Raw genomic sequence first — 16,607 nt, 5'->3', positions numbered from 1 at the left:
GGTCGAAACGCCATCCACCCTACCCGCCGTTACTGCATCAACGGCGTTTCCGCACCCTGGATGCGAATGCCTTCGATGTTCGCCGCAGCGACCAGGTTCTGCAGGTATTGGCTGACGCCGATCTGCCAGACGCGCTGATTGAGCTCCGCGCGGATGGTGCCGGCTACCGCCTCGTAAGGCAGTTGCTGGCCCTCGATGCGCTGGTCGACGAACACCAGATGGAAGCCGTAGCGGCTCTCCAGCGGCTGACCGCACAGCCCCTGCGGCAGGCGGAACAGCTGGCGCTCGAACTCGGGCACGGTCTGGCCCTTGCTGATCTGACCGAGCGCACCGCCCTGAGCCTTGGATGGGCAGGCCGAGTGCGCCTCGGCCAGTTCGGCGAAGCGCTGCGGCGCCTGCGCCAGTTGCTCGAGCAGTGCCTGCGCCTGTTCGCGCGCCAGGCTGCGGGCTTCGTCGTCATCCGCCGGGCAGGCGAGCAGGATGTGCCGCACGGCCAGCAGGGGGGCGCTGAAGAAGCGCGACTGGTTGCTCTGGTAATACTGCTGGCAGGTCGCGTCATCGGCCAGCGGTAGTGGAATCTCTTTTTCGATCAACGCACGGGTGGCGGCTTCTTCTTCGCTCTCACCGTTTTCTGCAGTCACCTGCAGGCCCAGCTCGGCGATGCGTTGCTGCAGCAGCTCGCGCAGCACCAGCGCCTGGGTGGCGAGGAATACCGCTTCGTTGCGCGTATCGGCCGGGTGGTATTGCAGTTCACGGGCAATCGCCTCGGGGCTGATCGCCACGCCGTTGACCTTGGCCCGCGGCCATTCCTGCTCGCTGGTGGCGATCAGCACCGGTGCGCCTTGCTGCACCTCATCGGCCTGTTCATCGCTCTCGTTGGGCAGCTCCTCGAACAGGGGCGCCTCCACCGGTAGTTCGACCGCTGGCCGCGTTTCGCCGCCGCAGCCACCGCCGCCACCCGTACCGCCGCATCCACAACCCATGATGGTTACCTCACTCAAGCTCGAAATTCGGTTCAGCCGTGGCGGCCGGTGTCAGGCACCGGCCGCCCATCGACTCAGTTCACGCCATCCTTGAGTTTGCCTGCGGCGAAGCCCGGCTGCGGAGCAGCCACACCGCTGGTGGCTGCCGGTGCCTCATAGCCACGCGGCCGCTGCGGGCGCGGCATGGCCGGCTTGACGCCCTTCTGCCGGACGATCTGGTAGCGCCGGCCCAGGTACCACACCGGCGCACTGACGATGTGTACCAGGCGGGTGAAGGGGAACAGCACGAACAGGGTCAGGCCGAGGAATACGTGCAGCTTGTACACCACGCTGACCGTCTCGATGGCGCCCGCGGCCTTGACCGGCTGCAGGGTAACGATGCTCTGCGCCCAGGTGCCCAGCAGCACCATCACCGAGCCGTCGAGGTGGCCGAGCGAGGCGATGATGGTCAGCAGGCCGAGGACCAGCTGAGCCAGCAGCACGAAGAGGATCGCGATGTCGGAACGACTGGACGAGGCGCGCACGCGCGGATCGCCGAGGCGGCGCTGGATCAGCATGACCAGGCCGATCAGGCAGAGGATGCCGAAGAAGCCACCGGAAACCATCGCCACCACCTGCTTCTGACCGCTGGTGATGAAGGAGTGGTACAGCGCTTCAGGCATCAGCAGGCCGACGAAGTGGCCGCAGAGGATGAAGATCACCCCGACGTGGAACAGGTTGCTCGCCAGACGCATGCCCTTGGGCTGGAGCATCTGGCTGGAGCCGGCCTTCCAGCTGTACTGCGACAGATCGAAACGCGCCCAGCTACCGATCAGGCAGATCGCCAGGGCGATGTAGGGATAGACCCCGAACAGCAGGAAATTGAAGTTAGACATTAACGCACCTCCTGGGCCAGCGCGGCTTGCCCGTCATGCTTGAAATCGGTCCAGTGCAGCGGCACCGGGCTTTCCTCGCGGACCTTGCCCGGCCCGCTCGGCATGGATGGACACCGGTCCTGCTGCTCGGCCTGGAGGAAGTTGACCTGCTCCTCCTCCCAGACCTTGTCCAGCGCTTCCAGCGAGTCGTCGCGCTCCTCCGCGGCGACCAGCTCGCGCAGTTCGCCGACGGCCTGTTCGACGGCCTCGCCAGCAATCTGCAGCAGCGCGTGGAAGCACGCCGCATGCGGGCTTTGGCGCTCTTCCAGACGCGCGGCGAGCAATGCCAGCAGGTGTGCCACGTCGGCCAGCCCCTCGCGGGCCTCGAGGTCCTCGCGGGTGGCGAGGTACTCGAGGTACAGCGGGATGTAGTCGGGCAGCTCGCGCACGCCGATGGCGAACCCGGCGGCCTCGTACTGCGCCATCAGGTCGACCATCGCCTGGCCACGGTCACGCGATTCGCCGTGCACGTGCTCGAACAGCAGCAGCGACAGCGTGCGACCGCGGTCGAACAGCTCGGTGTAGCGCTCCTGCACGTCCATCAGATCGCCGGCAGCCAGCTCGTCGAGCAGGCTGCGCAGCGCGGCGCGCTGCGCCGGGCTGATCTCGCGAGCCGCGGCGATGGCCTCGGCCAGCTCGGCATGGCCATCGCGCAGCGCCTGCTCGGGGTAGTCGAGCAGCAGGGAAATCACCTTGAGGATGCGCATGCTCAGTCCTCCCACAACTGGACGGTCTTGATCACGTCGCGACGGTTGGCCTTCTTCGCACCGAACATGTTGGTGTCCGAGGCGCCGGAGCAACCGCTGCCGAAGCTGAAGCCACAGCCGGAACGCTCGGCGAAGGCGTCGCTCATGGCTTCCTCGCGGTGCGCGGTCGGGATCACGTAGCGGTCTTCGTAGTTGGCAATGGCCAGGTAGCGGTACATGTCCTCGACCTGGGCAACCGACAAACCGACGCTCTCCAGCACCTTGAGGTCCTGCACGCCGTCGACCTGCTCGGCGCGCTTGTAGGCACGCATGGCGAGCATGCGCTTGAGCGCCAGCTTGACCGGCTTCTCGTCACCGGCGGTGAGCAGGTTGGCCAGGTAGCGCAGCGGAATGCGCAGGCTGTCGACGTCCGGCAGTACGCCATCCATGCTGACGTGGCCGGCACTGGCGGCGTTCTGGATCGGCGACAGCGGCGGCACGTACCAGACCATCGGCAGCGTGCGGTATTCCGGGTGCAGCGGCAGGGCCAGCTTCCAGTCCACCGCCATCTTGTACACCGGCGACTTCTGCGCGGCCTCGATCACCGACATCGGCACGCCGTCGGCCTGGGCCTGGGCGATGACCTTCGGATCGAACGGGTCGAGGAAGATGTCCAGCTGCTTCTGGTAGAGGTCCTGCTCGTTGGGCGTGCTGGCCACTTCGAGGATGCGGTCGGCGTCATACAGCAGCACGCCGAGGTAGCGGATGCGGCCCACGCAGGTCTCGGCGCAGACGGTCGGCATGCCGGCCTCGATGCGCGGGAAGCAGAAGATGCACTTCTCGGATTTGCCGCTCTTCCAGTTGAAGTAGATCTTCTTGTACGGGCAGCCGCTGATGCACATGCGCCAGCCGCGGCACTTCTCCTGGTCGATGAGGACGATGCCGTCCTCCTCGCGCTTGTAGATCGCACCGCTCGGGCAGGCCGCCGCGCACGCCGGGTTGAGGCAGTGCTCGCACAGGCGCGGCAGGTACATCATGAAGGTGTTCTCGTACTGGCCGTAGATGTCGGCCTGCACCTTGTCGAAGTTCTTGTCCTTGCGGCGCTTGGCGAACTCGGTGCCGAGAATCTCCTCCCAGTTGGGGCCCCACTCGATCTTCTCCATGCGCTGGCCGGAGATCAGCGAGCGCGGGCGTGCCACCGGCTGGTGATCGGAGATCGGCGCGGTATGCAGGTTCTGGTAGTCGAAGTCGAACGGCTCGTAGTAGTCGTCGATCGAGGGCAGGTCCGGGTTGGCGAAGATGTTCGCCAGCACGCGGAACTTGCCACCGATGCGCGGGTTGATGCTGCCGTCGCTGTTACGTACCCAGCCGCCCTTCCACTTGTCCTGGTTTTCCCACTCTTTCGGGTAGCCGATACCGGGCTTGGTCTCGACGTTGTTGAACCAGGCGTACTCCATGCCTTCGCGGCTGGTCCAGACGTTCTTGCAGGTGATCGAGCAGGTGTGGCAGCCGATGCACTTGTCCAGGTTCAGGACCATGCCTACTTGTGAACGAATCTTCATGGCCTTTTTCCTCAGATATCTTGCGGCAGGGGTTGCGGCAGTGCATCGCCGTTCGGGCCGTCGAGCCAGTCGACGTTCTTCATCTTGCGTACCACGACGAATTCATCGCGGTTGCAACCGACCGTGCCGTAGTAGTTGAAGCCGTACGCCAGCTGGGCGTAGCCGCCGATCATGTGGGTGGGCTTGAGCACCACGCGGGTCACCGAGTTGTGGTGGCCGCCGCGGGTCTTGGTGGTCTCGGAGCCGGGCACGTTCACGATGCGTTCCTGGGCGTGGTACATCATCACCATGCCTTCCATCACGCGCTGGCTGACCACCGCACGGGCGGTCAGGGCGCCGTTGGCGTTGAAGCACTCGATCCAGTCGTTGTCCTCGATGCCGACCTTCTTCGCGTCGATCTCGCTCATCCACACGATCGGGCCGCCACGGCTGAGGGTCAGCATGATCAGGTTGTCGGTGTAGGTGGAGTGGATGCCCCACTTCTGATGCGGGGTGATCCAGTTCAGCGCGATCTCCGGGTTGCCGTTGGACTTCTTGCCCTGCACGTAGCCGGTGGAACGGGTGTTGATCGGCGGCCGGTAGCTCATCAGCCCCTCGCCGAACGCCAGCATCCACGGGTGATCCTGATAGAACTGCTGGCGGCCGGTGATGGTGCGCCATGGGATCAGCTCGTGAACGTTGGTGTAGCCGGCGTTGTAGCTGACGTGCTCGTCTTCCAGGCCGGACCAGGTCGGGCTGGAGATGATCTTGCGCGGCTGCGCCTGGATGTCACGGAAGCGGATCGCCTCATGCTCCTTGGGCAGCGCCAGGTGGCTGTGGTCGCGGCCGGTGAATTCCGACAGCGCGGCCCAGGCCTTCACGGCGACGTGGCCGTTGGTTTCCGGCGCCAGCGAGAGGATCACTTCCGCCGCGTCGATGGCCGTTTCGATCTTCGGCCGGCCCTGGCTGACGCCCTCTTCGCGCACCTTGTAGTTCAGCTCGCCGAGGAACTCGACCTCGTGCTCGGTGTTCCAGTTGATGCCCTTGCCGCCGTTGCCCAGCTTGTCGAGCAGCGGGCCGAGCGAGGTGAACTTCTTGTAGGTGTTCGGGTAGTCGCGCTCGACCACGGTGATGTTCGGGCAGTTCTTGCCCGGCACCGGGTCCTTGCCCTCGGTCTTCCAGTCGGTGCCGCCGAACGGCTGCGCCAGCTCACCGGGGGTGTCGTGCAGCAGCGGCACGGTGACCAGGTCCTGCTCGACGCCCAGCTGCCCTTCGGCCATCTTGGAGAAGGCCTTGGCGATGCCCTTGTAGATCTCCCAGTCGGACTTGGCTTCCCAGGCCGGGTCGATCGCCGCGGACAGCGGGTGGATGAACGGGTGCATGTCCGAGGTGTTCATGTCGTCCTTCTCGTACCAGGTCGCGGTCGGCAGGACGATGTCGGAGTACACGCACGTGGAGGACATACGGAAGTCGAGGGTGGTGACCAGATCGAGCTTGCCGATGGCACCGTTGTCGACCCACTCGGCCTCGGTCGGCTTGAAGCCGTCGGCGCGCTTGCCGAGGTCTTCGTTCATCACGCCGTTCTTGGTCCCCAGCAGGTACTTGAGCATGTACTCGTGGCCCTTGCCGGAGGAACCCAGCAGATTGGAACGCCAGACGAACATGTTGCGCGGGAAGTTTTCCGGGCTGTCCGGCTGCTCGCAGGAGAAGCGCAGCGTGCCGTCCTTCAGCGACTTGGTGACGTAGTCGACCGGCGACATGCCGGCGGCCTTGGCGTCACGGCAGATCTGCAGCGGGTTGCGGTTGAGCTGCGGAGCGCTCGGCAGCCAGCCGGCACGTTCGGCGCGGATGTTGTAGTCGAGCATGTGCTCGGGGAACTGCGACTTGTCGGCCAGCGGCGAGAGCACTTCGTGGATGCTCATCTTCTCGTGACGCCACTGCGAGCTGTGGTTGTAGAAGAAGCTGGTGCCGTTCATCTGGCGCGGCGGACGGCTCCAGTCGAGGCCGAAGGCCAGCGGCAGCCAGCCGCACTGCGGACGCAGCTTTTCCTGACCGACGTAGTGGGCCCAGCCGCCACCGGTCTGACCCACGCAGCCACACAACATCAGCATGTTGATCAGGCCGCGGTAGTTCATGTCCATGTGGTACCAGTGGTTCATCGCCGCACCGACGATGATCATGGAACGACCCTTGGTCTTGTCGGCGTTGTCGGCGAACTCGCGGGCGATCTGGATCGCCTTCTCGCGCGCCACGCCGGTGATTTTCTCCTGCCAGGCCGGGGTACCCGGCACGCTGGCGTCGTCGTAGCTGGCAGCGACGTTGGCGCCGCCCAGGCCACGGGCGATACCCAGGTTGGCGGCCATCAGGTCGAACACGCTGGCGACCTTGGCGCTGCGGCCGTCGGCCAGGGTGACGCTGAGTACCGGCACGCGGCGCAGCTGGACTTCGTCGCCCTCGACCGCGGTGAAGTGCTCGTGAACCTGCCCGCCGAAGTAGGGGAAGGCAATCTCGGCGGTTTCGCCGCTGTCGATCTGGCTGAGTCGCAGATCGACGTCACGACCGGCGCCGCCCTCACGCGCCTCGATGTTCCACTTGCCCTTCTCGCCCCAGCGATAGCCGATCGAACCCTGCGGCGACACCAGCTCGCCGTTGGCGTCGACGGCAATGGTCTTCCACTCGGGGTTGTTGTCCTGGCCGAGGTTGCCGGTCAGGTCGGAGGCGCGCAGGAAGCGGTCGGCGATGAAGCTGCCGTCCTTCTCGTTGAGCAGCACCAGCATCGGCATGTCGGTGTAGCGCTTGGCGTAGTCGGTGAAGTAGGCGCTCGGCTTCTCGAGGTGGAATTCCTTGAAGATTACGTGGGCGAAGGCCTGTGCCAGCGCGGCGTCAGTGCCCTGCTTGGGGTTCAGCCACTGGTCGGTGAGCTTGGCCACCTCGGAGTAGTCCGGGGTGATCGACACGGTCTTGGTGCCCTTGTAGCGGACTTCGGTAAAGAAGTGCGCGTCCGGGGTACGCGTCTGCGGGACGTTGGAGCCCCAGGCAATGATGTAGTTGGAGTTGTACCAGTCGGCCGATTCCGGCACGTCGGTCTGCTCGCCCCACACCTGCGGCGAGGACGGCGGCAGGTCGCAGTACCAGTCGTAGAACGACAGGCACACGCCACCGATCAGCGACAGGTAGCGGCTACCGGCGGCGTAGGAAACCATCGACATCGCCGGAATCGGCGAGAAGCCGACCACGCGGTCCGGACCGTACTGCTTGACGGTGTAGACGTTGGCGGCGGCAATGATCTCGTTGACCTCGTCCCAGCTGGAGCGGATGAAGCCGCCCATGCCGCGCTTGCTCTTGTACGACTCGGCCTTGGCCTTGTCCTCGACGATGCTGGCCCAGGCATCCACCGGCGCCATGTTGCGGCGTGCCTCGCGCCAGAGTTTCAGCAGCGGCTTGCGCACCTTGGGGTACTTCAGGCGGTTGGCGCTGTAGATGTACCAGCTGTAGCTCGCGCCACGCGGGCAGCCACGCGGCTCGTGGTTGGGCAGGTCGTTACGGGTGCGCGGGTAGTCGGTCTGCTGGGTTTCCCAGGTGATCAGGCCGTTCTTCACGTAGATCTTCCAGGAGCACGAACCGGTGCAGTTCACCCCGTGGGTGGAACGCACGATCTTGTCGTACTGCCAGCGCGAGCGGTAGACGTTTTCCCAATCACGCGATTCGATGCGGGTTTCGCCGTGTCCGTCAGCGAACTCTCCTTGCTTGCGATTGAAAAAGCGCAGCTGGTCGAGTAGGTAACTCATCGTTTCTTTCCTCTCAGACTGAGCGCAGGTCGTGCCTGCGCTCTACTTTTAATCTCGAAGTCGACTCAGCAGGGGGTCTCGGCGCCTTTGCGCGAGTACCACCACCAGGTCACCAGAATGCAGGTCACGTAGTAGGCAACGAAGCCGTACATGGCCATCTCCGGGCCGCCGGTGAGGGCGATGGAGGAGCCGAACGACTTGGGAATGAAGAACGCACCGAAGGCGCCGATCGCCGAGCTGAAGCCCAGCACCGCAGCCGATTCCTTGCCGGCGGCACGCAGCGCTTCCTCACGGGCGGCGGCGTTCTTGCCGGCACGACGCTCGTGCAGCGTGCGGAAGATCACCGGGATCATGCGGAAGGTGGAGCCGTTGCCGATGCCGGTGGTAACGAACAGCAGCATGAACATGGCGAGGAAGCCGTAGAAGCTGCCGCCCTGTCCGGCCTCGGGCAGGAACTGCAGCACGCCGAACACCGCACCGATCATCACCACGAAGTTCCACAGGGTGACGCGCGCGCCGCCCAGCTTGTCCGCCACGAAGCCGCCCAGCGGACGCACCAGGGCGCCGACCAGCGGGCCGAGGAAGGCGAAGCTCAGTGCGTTGACTTCCGGGAAGGAGGTCTTGATCAGCATCGGGAACGCGGCGGCAAAGCCGATGAACGAGCCGAAGGTGGCCAGGTACAGCCAGCACATCAGCCAGTTGTGCTTGCGCTTGAAGATCACCGCCTGCTCGCTGAACGAGGCACGTGCCGACGACAGGTCATTCATGCCGAACCAGGCCGCGACGGTTACCGCGAGGATGAACGGCACCCAGATGAAACCGGCGTTCTGCAGCCACAGCTGACTGCCATCGGCCAACTCCTGCGGCTGGCCACCGGCGGCGCCGAACAGGCCCATGCCGATCAGCAGCGGCACGCTGAACTGCATCACCGACACGCCAAGGTTGCCCAGGCCGGCGTTCAGGCCGAGCGCGGTGCCCTGCTGCGCCTTGGGATAGAAGAAGCTGATGTTGGACATCGACGAGGCGAAGTTGCCGCCACCGAAGCCGCACAGCAGCGCGATGATCACGAACACGCTGTAGGGCGTCTCCGGGTTCTGTACGGCGAAGCCCATCCACAGCGCCGGGATGGCCAGCGACGCGGTGCTGATCGCGGTCCAGCGGCGGCCGCCGAACACCGGCACCATGAACGAGTAGAAGATGCGCAGCGTCGCGCCAGACAGCCCTGGCAGCGCCGCCAGCCAGAACAACTGGTCGGTGCTGAAGCCGAAACCGATGGCATTCAGCCGCACGATAACCGTGCTCCAGACCATCCACACGGCAAACGCCAGCAGCAGCGCGGGGATCGATATCCACAGGTTGCGCGTGGCGATGGCCTTGCCGGTGGCGGCCCAGAACTGAGCGTCTTCCGGGCGCCAGTCATGGATGACCGGTCCCTGTTTGGGCGGCCGTTTGGCCGCGGATGAATCGATGGCTGTCATGGACATGCTCCAGGTGGGATCAGGACGCGGAGGGCTGCTGGCCTTGGCCGGCCTTGCCCATCAGAGGGGTTTTGCGCACTTCGCTGAAGTACATCCAGATCAGGGAGACCCAGACCACGCCGTACAGCAGCATGAAGGCGGAGGAACGCACGCCGGTGAGGTCCACCAGGGCGCCGAACATGATCGGCAGCACGAAGCCGCCCAGGCCGCCGGCCAGGCCGACGATGCCGGAGATGACGCCCATGTTTTCGGGGTAGTCATCGGAGATGTACTTGAACACCGAGGCCTTGCCGAAAGCGAAGGCGATGCCGACGATGAACATCAGCGCGGTGAACACCCAGGCGTTGAGCCCGATGTGGAAGGTGCGCGAGCCCTCGACGGTCTGGATGGTGAAATCGGTCTGCGGGTAGGACAGCAGGAACAGGCACACCCAGCTCACCCACATCACCCACCAGGTCACGCTCTGCGCGCCCCATTTGTCCGACATCCAGCCGCCCACGGCGCGCAGCACGCCGCCGGGCAGCGAGAAGCAGGCGGCCAGCAGCGCGGCGGCCTGCAGGCTGAAGCCATACTCCTGCACGTAGTACTTGGTCATCCACAGCGCCAGCGCGACGTAGCCGCCGAAGACGATCGAGTAGTACTGGCAGTAGCGCCACACGGCCGGATCCTTCAGCGCCTGCAATTGGCTCTTGAGGGTGACGGTGCTGGCCACGCGGTGCGCCTTGTTCTCGCTGGTCAGGAACCAGAACAGCAGCGCGGTGATGAACATGATCGCCGAGTAGACCTTGGGCACCATCTGCCAGCTGCCGGCGGCGATGATCGCCGGGGCGATGAACTTGGTCAGCGCCGATCCGGCGTTGCCGGCGCCGAAGATGCCCATCGCCAGGCCCTGGTTGCTCTTGTCGAACCATTTGGCGACGTAGGCGATGCCGACCGAGAAGGAGCCGCCGGCCAGGCCGACGAACAGGCCCAGCACGAGGAAGTGCCAGTAGGCAGTCGCTTCGCTGATCAGGTAGATCGGCAGCACGCAGATCAGCATCAGCATGAAGAACACGATGCGCCCGCCGAACTTGTCGGTGAGCATGCCCAGCGGCAGACGCACCAGCGAACCGGTAAGCACCGGCGTCGCGGCGAGCAGGCCGAACTGCGTTTCGTTGAGCTGGAAGATCTCCTTGATCGGCACCCCGAGCACGGCAAACATCATCCAGATCATGAAGCAGATCGTGAATGCGACGGTGCTCATCCCCAGCACCAGCCCCTGTTGCATGTTCAACTTAGCCATTGTCGGACTCCCCCGAACGCTCGACCTGGCTTGCAAGCTATTAACGCGCGGGCCGGATTCCGTTGACTTGGATCAAGACGAAATTCCCGACCAAAAGAGTATGATTTGCCCGCTACCACCTTGGAGGTAGTTAGTTTTTTTGGTTTTTTTCCTTTCAAATTCAGCTAGTTATGCAATCAGAGCCCGAACCGGCAGGCGAAGCGGCGGTCCTGGAACTCTTTGGAGGTAGCGTGCGGATATTCCACTGGTTCCGTGGATCGCTGCCGGCAAGGGCCGGGGTCGCGGTCCTGCTGATCGGCACCCTCGCGCTGGGCAGCGCCGTCAGCGCCGGGCTGATCGCCTGGCTGAGCGAGGACGATGCCGCCGCGATCAATACCGCCGGTTCGCTGCGCATGTCGGTATACAAACTGAGCTGGCGGCTGCAGGCCGGCACCGACAACGCGGAAATCCAGCGCCAGGGCGACAACTTCCGCCACCGCCTGGAAAGCATCAACCTGACCCGCATCCTGCGCAGCGATCAGCAGTCGCCGCTCAATCAGGCCTATGCCGGCCTGCGCGAGCGCTGGCACAACCAGCTCGCGCCCGCGCTCGAGCGTGGCGATGTCGCGGTCTTCCATGCCAATGCCGACGGTTTCGTCGAACAGCTCAACCAGTTCGTCCTGCTGCTGCAGCGCCAGAGCGAGCGCAAGCAGAGCTGGCAGCTGGCGATCCAGGGCACCGCGCTGTTCGTCACGGTGATGGTGCTGATGGTCGGCATGTACAGCCTGCAGAGCAGCGTGCTCAGCCCGCTGCAGGAGCTGGTGCGCGCCACCGAGCGCTTCCGAGCCGGCGATCTCAGCGCGCGCGTGCAGTACCGCTCGGAGGACGAACTGGGGCACATGGCCAACAGCTTTAACGCGATGGCCGAGGCGCTGGAGCAATCGCATCACACCCTTGAGAGCCGCGTCGCCCAGAAAACCGCGCACCTCGCCCAGGCCAACGCCGCGCTGCAACTGCTCTATCAAGGCAGCCGCAGCCTGGCCAGCGGGCCGGCCAGCGCCGAATCGCTGGACAAGCTGATCGACAGTTTCCAGAACCGCCTGCCGGGCCTGCGCCTGACCCTGTGCCTGCACGGCGATCCGCGCGAACCGGCCGAGCAACTGATCGCCCTGCACGGCAGCGAGCTGCGCGAAATCTGCTCGCCGGGCGACTGCGCCACCTGCACCCTGCACCAGCGGCGCAATATCGTGGCCAGCCCGGTGGTCAACCAGGGCAGCGAGCTGGGCGAGCTGCGCGCCGCCTTCGCCGACGGCCGGCCGCCGCAGCAATGGGAGCTGGAGCTGATCGAGGCACTGGCCAACCTGATCGGCACCGCGCTGTCGCTGGAGCGTCGCCGCGAGCAAGACCACCGCCTGCTGCTGTTCGAGGAGCGCGCCATCATCGCCCGCGAACTGCACGATTCGCTGGCCCAGGCGCTGTCGTACATGAAGCTGCAGGTCAGCCGCCTGCAGACGCTGATGCACCGCGGTGAGCCGCCGGAGCAGCTGGAAAAGGTCACCGAGGAAATCCGCGACGGGCTGAACAACGCCTACCGCCAGTTGCGCGAGCTGCTCACCACCTTCCGCCTGAAGATCCAGGAAGGCGGGCTGCGCAAGGCGCTGGACGACACCGCGCGCGAATTCTCCGAGCGCGGCCAGTTCCCGGTGCAGCTGAACGTCAAGACGCTGCCGTTCGGCCTGTCGGCCAGCGAGCAGATCCACCTGCTGCAGATCGCCCGCGAGGCGCTGTCCAACTGCGCCCGCCACTCCGGCGCCAGCCATGTCTGGCTCACCGTGCAGCAGGTCGGGTCGGAAGTGGAAATGCTCATCGAGGACGACGGTTGCGGGGTTTCCCTGGATTTCGATCCGCGCCTGCACCACGGCCTGACCATCATGCTCGAGCGCTCCCGCAACCTGCACGGGCGCCTGCGCATCGAACAACGCGAGCCCAACGGCACTCGCGTGCAACTGAACTTCGCGCCGCAGTTCCTCGGCCGCGATCTCGAGAGAGACATCGCATGAACGACTCCCGCCACAGCATCCTGCTCGTCGACGACCACCCCATGATGCGTCGCGGCATGCGCCAGCTGCTCGAACTGGAAGACGACTTCGTCATCGTCGGCGAAGCCAGCGACGGCGAGGAGGCCCTGCGCCGGGTGCCGGAGCTGCAGCCGGCGCTGATCCTGCTGGACAACAACATGCCCACCCTCAACGGCATCGAGACGCTCAAGCGCCTGCGCCAGGACGGCTACGAAGGCAAGGTGCTGCTGTTCACCGTGTCCGATGCCGAGGAAGACGTGCGCGACGCACTGCGTTTCGGCGCCGACGGCTACCTGCTCAAGGACATGGAGCCGGAGAAACTGATCCAGCAGATCCGTGAGGTGCTGCAAGGCGACCTGGTGGTCAGCCCGGCACTGGCGCGGGTCATGGCGCAGGCGCTGCGCGTCGGCCAGCCGGTTGCGCCGGAGGTGGAGTTGACCGAGCGCGAGCGTCAGGTGCTGAAGATGATCGCCGGCGGTAACAGCAACAAGATGATCGGCCGCAAGCTGGGCATCACCGAGGGCACGGTGAAGGTCCACGTGAAGAACCTGCTGCACAAGCTCGGCCTGCGCTCGCGGGTCGAGGCCGCCGTGTGGGCGCTGGAAAACGAGCGCCAGCGCGGCTGACACGGCGTCGCAGGCCGGCCACCCTGGCGTACCCCCAAAGACATAGTCGACCGGCAGCCGCGCAAGGCGCGCCGGCCCTGCCTCACGGTGCGGCGTGCAGTACGCGCAGGCGCTTGTCGCGCCCGTCTCCGCCGCACCGGGGAATACCTCCTTCGACCCCGTACCGCTTGACTCGCATCATTGGCCAACGGGCAAAGGCTCCTATCGTTCGCGCCGTCTCGCACGCCGGTCCGCTGTCGCGGATACGGCAGCGACAGCCGAATCCACCCGGAAGGAGTCCACATGTTCCAACACCTGCTTCGCGGCATGCTGCTGCTCGGCCTGCTGCTCGGCGCCCTGCCCGGCCAGGCCGCCATCAGCGATGCCGAAGCCATCAACCGCGCCGGCCAGCAACGCATGCTCGGCCAGCGCATCGCCAAGAGCTACCTGATGATCGGCACCCAGACCCGCAGCGAACTCGCGCTGGCGCAGCTCGATGCCAGCGTCGCCAGTGTCGAGGAAAACAGCCAGCTGCTCGGCGACTACGCCTCCAGCGCCGCGATCCGCGGCGCCGCCGACGAAGCCGGGCTGACCTGGCAGCAGCTGCGCGAACAGGCGCTCGCCGCGCCGGACAAGTCGCGCTCGTTGGAGATGCTCAAGCTGGCCGAACGCTTCCTCGCGCAGAGCGAGACGCTGGCGCTGCGGATCGAACAGCACAACGGCAGCCAGCCGGCGCATCTGGTCAACCGCAGCGGCCGGCTGCGCATGCTCAGCCAGCGCATCGCCATGCTCTACCTGGCACTGAGCTGGAACCTGCCGGACGCCGAACTGCGGAGCAAATTCGATACGGCGGTGGAGGAATTCGACCAGGGCCTGGACGAGCTGCACGCGGCCAAGCAGAACACCGAGCAGATCAACGACCGCCTCGAACACATCAGCAACCAGTGGCGCTTCGCCCGCGTTGGTTTCAAGCTGACCGAGGACGGTCGCTACGTACCGACGGTGATCGTCACCACCGCCGAATCGCTGCTGCAGAAGCTGGAAGCGTTGACCGCCGACTACGCCCAGCTGGCCCAGGCAGCGCGCTGACTCACGGCTGGGGGTCGCCGCGGCGGAACGCTTGCGGCGTCGTGGCGTCCGCCGCCGGCGTCTCGGGCCGCGCATCTCCCACACGGAACGGCTGCGGCGGCTCGTCGACCAGCCGCCGCGTCGGCGGCTCGATCCGCTGCGCCGGGGCTTCATCGGCCTCCACCGCAGCCGGCTCGCGCAGCAACCACAGGGCCAGCGCCGCCAAAGCAGCAGCCAGCAGACGGTAGAGCAACGAGGCCAGGTCGAAGCCGATCAGCTCGCCGCCATCCAGAGCCAGCGCACCGAGGCGCCCCCCCACCAGCGCCAGCATGGTGATCACCAGCATCACCAGTGCCGCTCGCGCGCGCTCGGGCCCGCGCATGGCCCAGAACAGAAACAGCGCCAGCCCCAGCTGCAGGCCGCCGTAGTAGACCCGCATATGGCTGATCGACGCCGACTCCATCAGCAGCATGCCGTTGAGATTGGCCATTTCGTAGGGACGCAGCCAGTACGCCAGGCTGAGCGCAAACATGATCAGCGCCTGGATCGCCAGAACCAAACGGGCAAAACGCATCGAAAACTCCTGCTGTGCGACTTGGACTCCCGGTCGTCATCGGACCTTTCATCGGGCCTTTCGTTCGCCCTGCGGTGCCGGCTGGCGCATGCGCGAAGCGCGGCAAGCCTGACGTCCGCGTGCAGCTATTCTCTAGTCCAGCCGGTCTGATACCGGTAGTCGTCCAACAGAGGAAACACCACCATGCGCTGGAACCGGGCTCGTCGCAGCGACAACGTAGTGGATGCCAGAGGCCGCAGCGGCATGCGCCTTGGCGGTGGGCTGGGGCTGGGCGGCATCGCCATCGTGGTGGTGCTCGGCCTGCTTTCCGGCCAGGACCCGTTGCAGATTCTCGGCCAGCTGGCCAGTCAGGGCGGTCCGGCGGTGTCGCAGCAGGGCGAACAGCCCGCCGCTGACGATCCGCAGGTGGAATTCGTCCGCGCCGTGCTCGGCGATACCGAGGACACCTGGCGCGCGCTGTTCCAGCAGAGTGGCGCGCAGTACCGCGACCCGACCCTGGTGCTGTTTCGTGGCGGGGTGAACTCGGCGTGCGGTTTCGCCAGCTCGGCGGTCGGCCCGTTCTACTGCCCCGGCGACCAGCAGGTCTATCTCGACCTGCAGTTCTTCGATGACATGGCCCGGCGCTTCGCCGCCGCCGGCGATTTCGCCCAGGCCTACGTGATCGCCCATGAGGTCGGTCACCACGTGCAGACACTGCTCGGTGTTTCGCAACGGATGCAGACGGCCCGCCAGCGCGGCGCGCAGATGGAGGGCGACAACGGCCTGCTGGTGCGCCAGGAGCTGCAGGCCGACTGCTTCGCCGGCGTCTGGGCCTATCACGCGCAGCAACGCCTGGACTGGCTGGAGCAAGGCGATCTGGAGGAGGCGCTGAACGCCGCCAATGCCATCGGCGACGATCGTCTGCAGCAGCAGAGTCAGGGTCGCGTGGTGCCCGACGCCTTCACCCACGGCACCTCGGCGCAGCGCGTGCGCTGGTTCCGCGCCGGCTTCGAGCACGGCGAGCCGGGACGCTGCGACACGTTCAAAACGGCGCGTCTGTAGCGCGAACGGCCGGCAGAACTAGCGGCCGGCGCTTTTCAGCAGCGCGTGCAGCGCGCGGCAGTCGCGCGCGTACAGGTCGGCCAGCTCCGGCCAGGGATTCTCCGGCAGATTGACCAGCACGCTCCGCGCCCCGGCGGCGCGGGCACATTCCAGATCGAAGCGATAGTCGCCCACCATCATCATCGCGCACGGATCGATACCCCAGCGCGCGGCCAGCTGCAGCAGACCGCCAGGATGCGGTTTGGGCGGTGCCTCGTCGCGGCCGAGGATGTCTTCGGCGCGGAAAAAGTCGCCCAGGCCGACCGTTTCCAGCGTCACCAGCGCCAGCTCATGGGCATTGCGGGTGAGCACGCCGAGACGGCAATCGCGTTCGCGCAGCGCCTGCAACAACTCGAACGCCCCCGCGGCAGGGCGCGCCGCGCAGGCCAGCTCGCGCTCGTGCGCGAGCAGCCAGGCGCGCTTGGGCGCGGCCTGCTCCGGCGGCAGCGCAGCGAGGTGATGGAGGATGTCGTCGCTCTCGGGAATCTGCAGCGCGCGGCGGATCGCGGCGAAATCGTGCACGGCGATGGTCAACGTGCCGTCCATGTCGA

At 65.9% G+C, this 16,607-nt stretch carries 13 protein-coding genes; 4 read left to right on the top strand and 9 right to left on the bottom strand.

Annotated elements, in window-relative coordinates; all coding sequences use genetic code 11:
* Positions 1-29 precede the first annotated feature (29 nt).
* The 7 genes from NAV27_RS15075 to NAV27_RS15045 all read right to left on the bottom strand — a co-directional run bounded on the left by NAV27_RS15075 (position 30) and on the right by NAV27_RS15045 (position 10,672).
* Positions 30-983 (bottom strand): peptidylprolyl isomerase, encoded by a 954-nt coding sequence (locus NAV27_RS15075; protein WP_102827787.1) that lies wholly within the window; start codon positions 981-983, stop codon positions 30-32.
* 74 nt (positions 984-1,057) lie between these two features.
* Positions 1,058-1,858: a respiratory nitrate reductase subunit gamma gene (gene narI / locus NAV27_RS15070; RefSeq protein ID WP_102827788.1), complete on the bottom strand. Its 801-nt coding sequence runs from the start codon at positions 1,856-1,858 to the stop codon at positions 1,058-1,060.
* Entirely contained in the window at positions 1,858-2,604 is a 747-nt protein-coding gene (gene narJ / locus NAV27_RS15065) for a nitrate reductase molybdenum cofactor assembly chaperone (RefSeq protein WP_102827789.1), read from the bottom strand. Before narJ ends, narI begins: the two co-directional genes overlap by 1 nt.
* A gap of 2 nt (positions 2,605-2,606) precedes the next feature.
* The gene (gene narH / locus NAV27_RS15060) at positions 2,607-4,145 is read right to left on the bottom strand and encodes a nitrate reductase subunit beta (protein WP_102827790.1); all 1,539 of its coding nucleotides are present in this window, start codon (positions 4,143-4,145) and stop codon (positions 2,607-2,609) included.
* A gap of 11 nt (positions 4,146-4,156) precedes the next feature.
* Entirely contained in the window at positions 4,157-7,912 is a 3,756-nt protein-coding gene (locus NAV27_RS15055) for a nitrate reductase subunit alpha (protein WP_102827791.1), read from the bottom strand.
* A 65-nt stretch (positions 7,913-7,977) separates the two neighbouring features.
* Positions 7,978-9,390 (bottom strand): NarK family nitrate/nitrite MFS transporter, encoded by a 1,413-nt coding sequence (locus tag NAV27_RS15050; protein ID WP_043299137.1) that lies wholly within the window; start codon positions 9,388-9,390, stop codon positions 7,978-7,980.
* Between the two features lie 19 nt (positions 9,391-9,409).
* Entirely contained in the window at positions 9,410-10,672 is a 1,263-nt protein-coding gene (locus tag NAV27_RS15045) for an MFS transporter (protein ID WP_043299139.1), read from the bottom strand.
* A 236-nt stretch (positions 10,673-10,908) separates the two neighbouring features.
* On the opposite strand from NAV27_RS15045, the gene NAV27_RS15040 reads away from it, so the two are divergent.
* The 3 genes from NAV27_RS15040 (at position 10,909) to NAV27_RS15030 (ending at position 14,423) form a co-directional block, all read left to right on the top strand.
* A complete protein-coding gene (locus NAV27_RS15040) occupies positions 10,909-12,711 on the top strand; it encodes a histidine kinase (RefSeq protein WP_180981412.1) in 1,803 nt (600 codons plus the stop codon).
* On the top strand, positions 12,708-13,355 hold the full coding sequence (gene narL, locus NAV27_RS15035) for a two-component system response regulator NarL (protein WP_054094587.1): 648 nt from the start codon (positions 12,708-12,710) through the stop codon (positions 13,353-13,355). Before NAV27_RS15040 ends, narL begins: the two co-directional genes overlap by 4 nt.
* Before the next feature lie 282 nt (positions 13,356-13,637).
* Positions 13,638-14,423, top strand: a complete 786-nt coding sequence (locus tag NAV27_RS15030; protein ID WP_102827793.1) for a type IV pili methyl-accepting chemotaxis transducer N-terminal domain-containing protein — start codon at positions 13,638-13,640, stop codon at positions 14,421-14,423.
* 1 nt (position 14,424) lies between these two features.
* On the opposite strand, the gene NAV27_RS15025 is transcribed toward NAV27_RS15030, so the two are convergent.
* Positions 14,425-14,976 carry a DUF4345 domain-containing protein gene (locus tag NAV27_RS15025; RefSeq protein ID WP_008569763.1) on the bottom strand — a complete coding sequence of 184 codons (552 nt, stop codon included), beginning with the start codon at positions 14,974-14,976 and terminating at the stop codon, positions 14,425-14,427.
* A 183-nt stretch (positions 14,977-15,159) separates the two neighbouring features.
* On the opposite strand from NAV27_RS15025, the gene ypfJ reads away from it, so the two are divergent.
* The gene (ypfJ, locus tag NAV27_RS15020) at positions 15,160-16,017 is read left to right on the top strand and encodes a KPN_02809 family neutral zinc metallopeptidase (RefSeq protein WP_102827794.1); all 858 of its coding nucleotides are present in this window, start codon (positions 15,160-15,162) and stop codon (positions 16,015-16,017) included.
* 18 nt (positions 16,018-16,035) lie between these two features.
* Here ypfJ and NAV27_RS15015 read toward each other — a convergent pair whose 3' ends face one another.
* Positions 16,036-16,602 (bottom strand): HAD family hydrolase, encoded by a 567-nt coding sequence (locus NAV27_RS15015; protein ID WP_102828254.1) that lies wholly within the window; start codon positions 16,600-16,602, stop codon positions 16,036-16,038.
* Between the last annotated feature and the right edge of the window lie 5 nt (positions 16,603-16,607).

Source organism: Stutzerimonas degradans, from assembly GCF_024448505.1.
Lineage (GTDB): Bacteria > Pseudomonadota > Gammaproteobacteria > Pseudomonadales > Pseudomonadaceae > Stutzerimonas > Stutzerimonas degradans.
The sequence above is the reverse complement of the archived record's forward strand: the minus strand, read 5'-3'. Positions and strand labels throughout refer to the sequence as shown.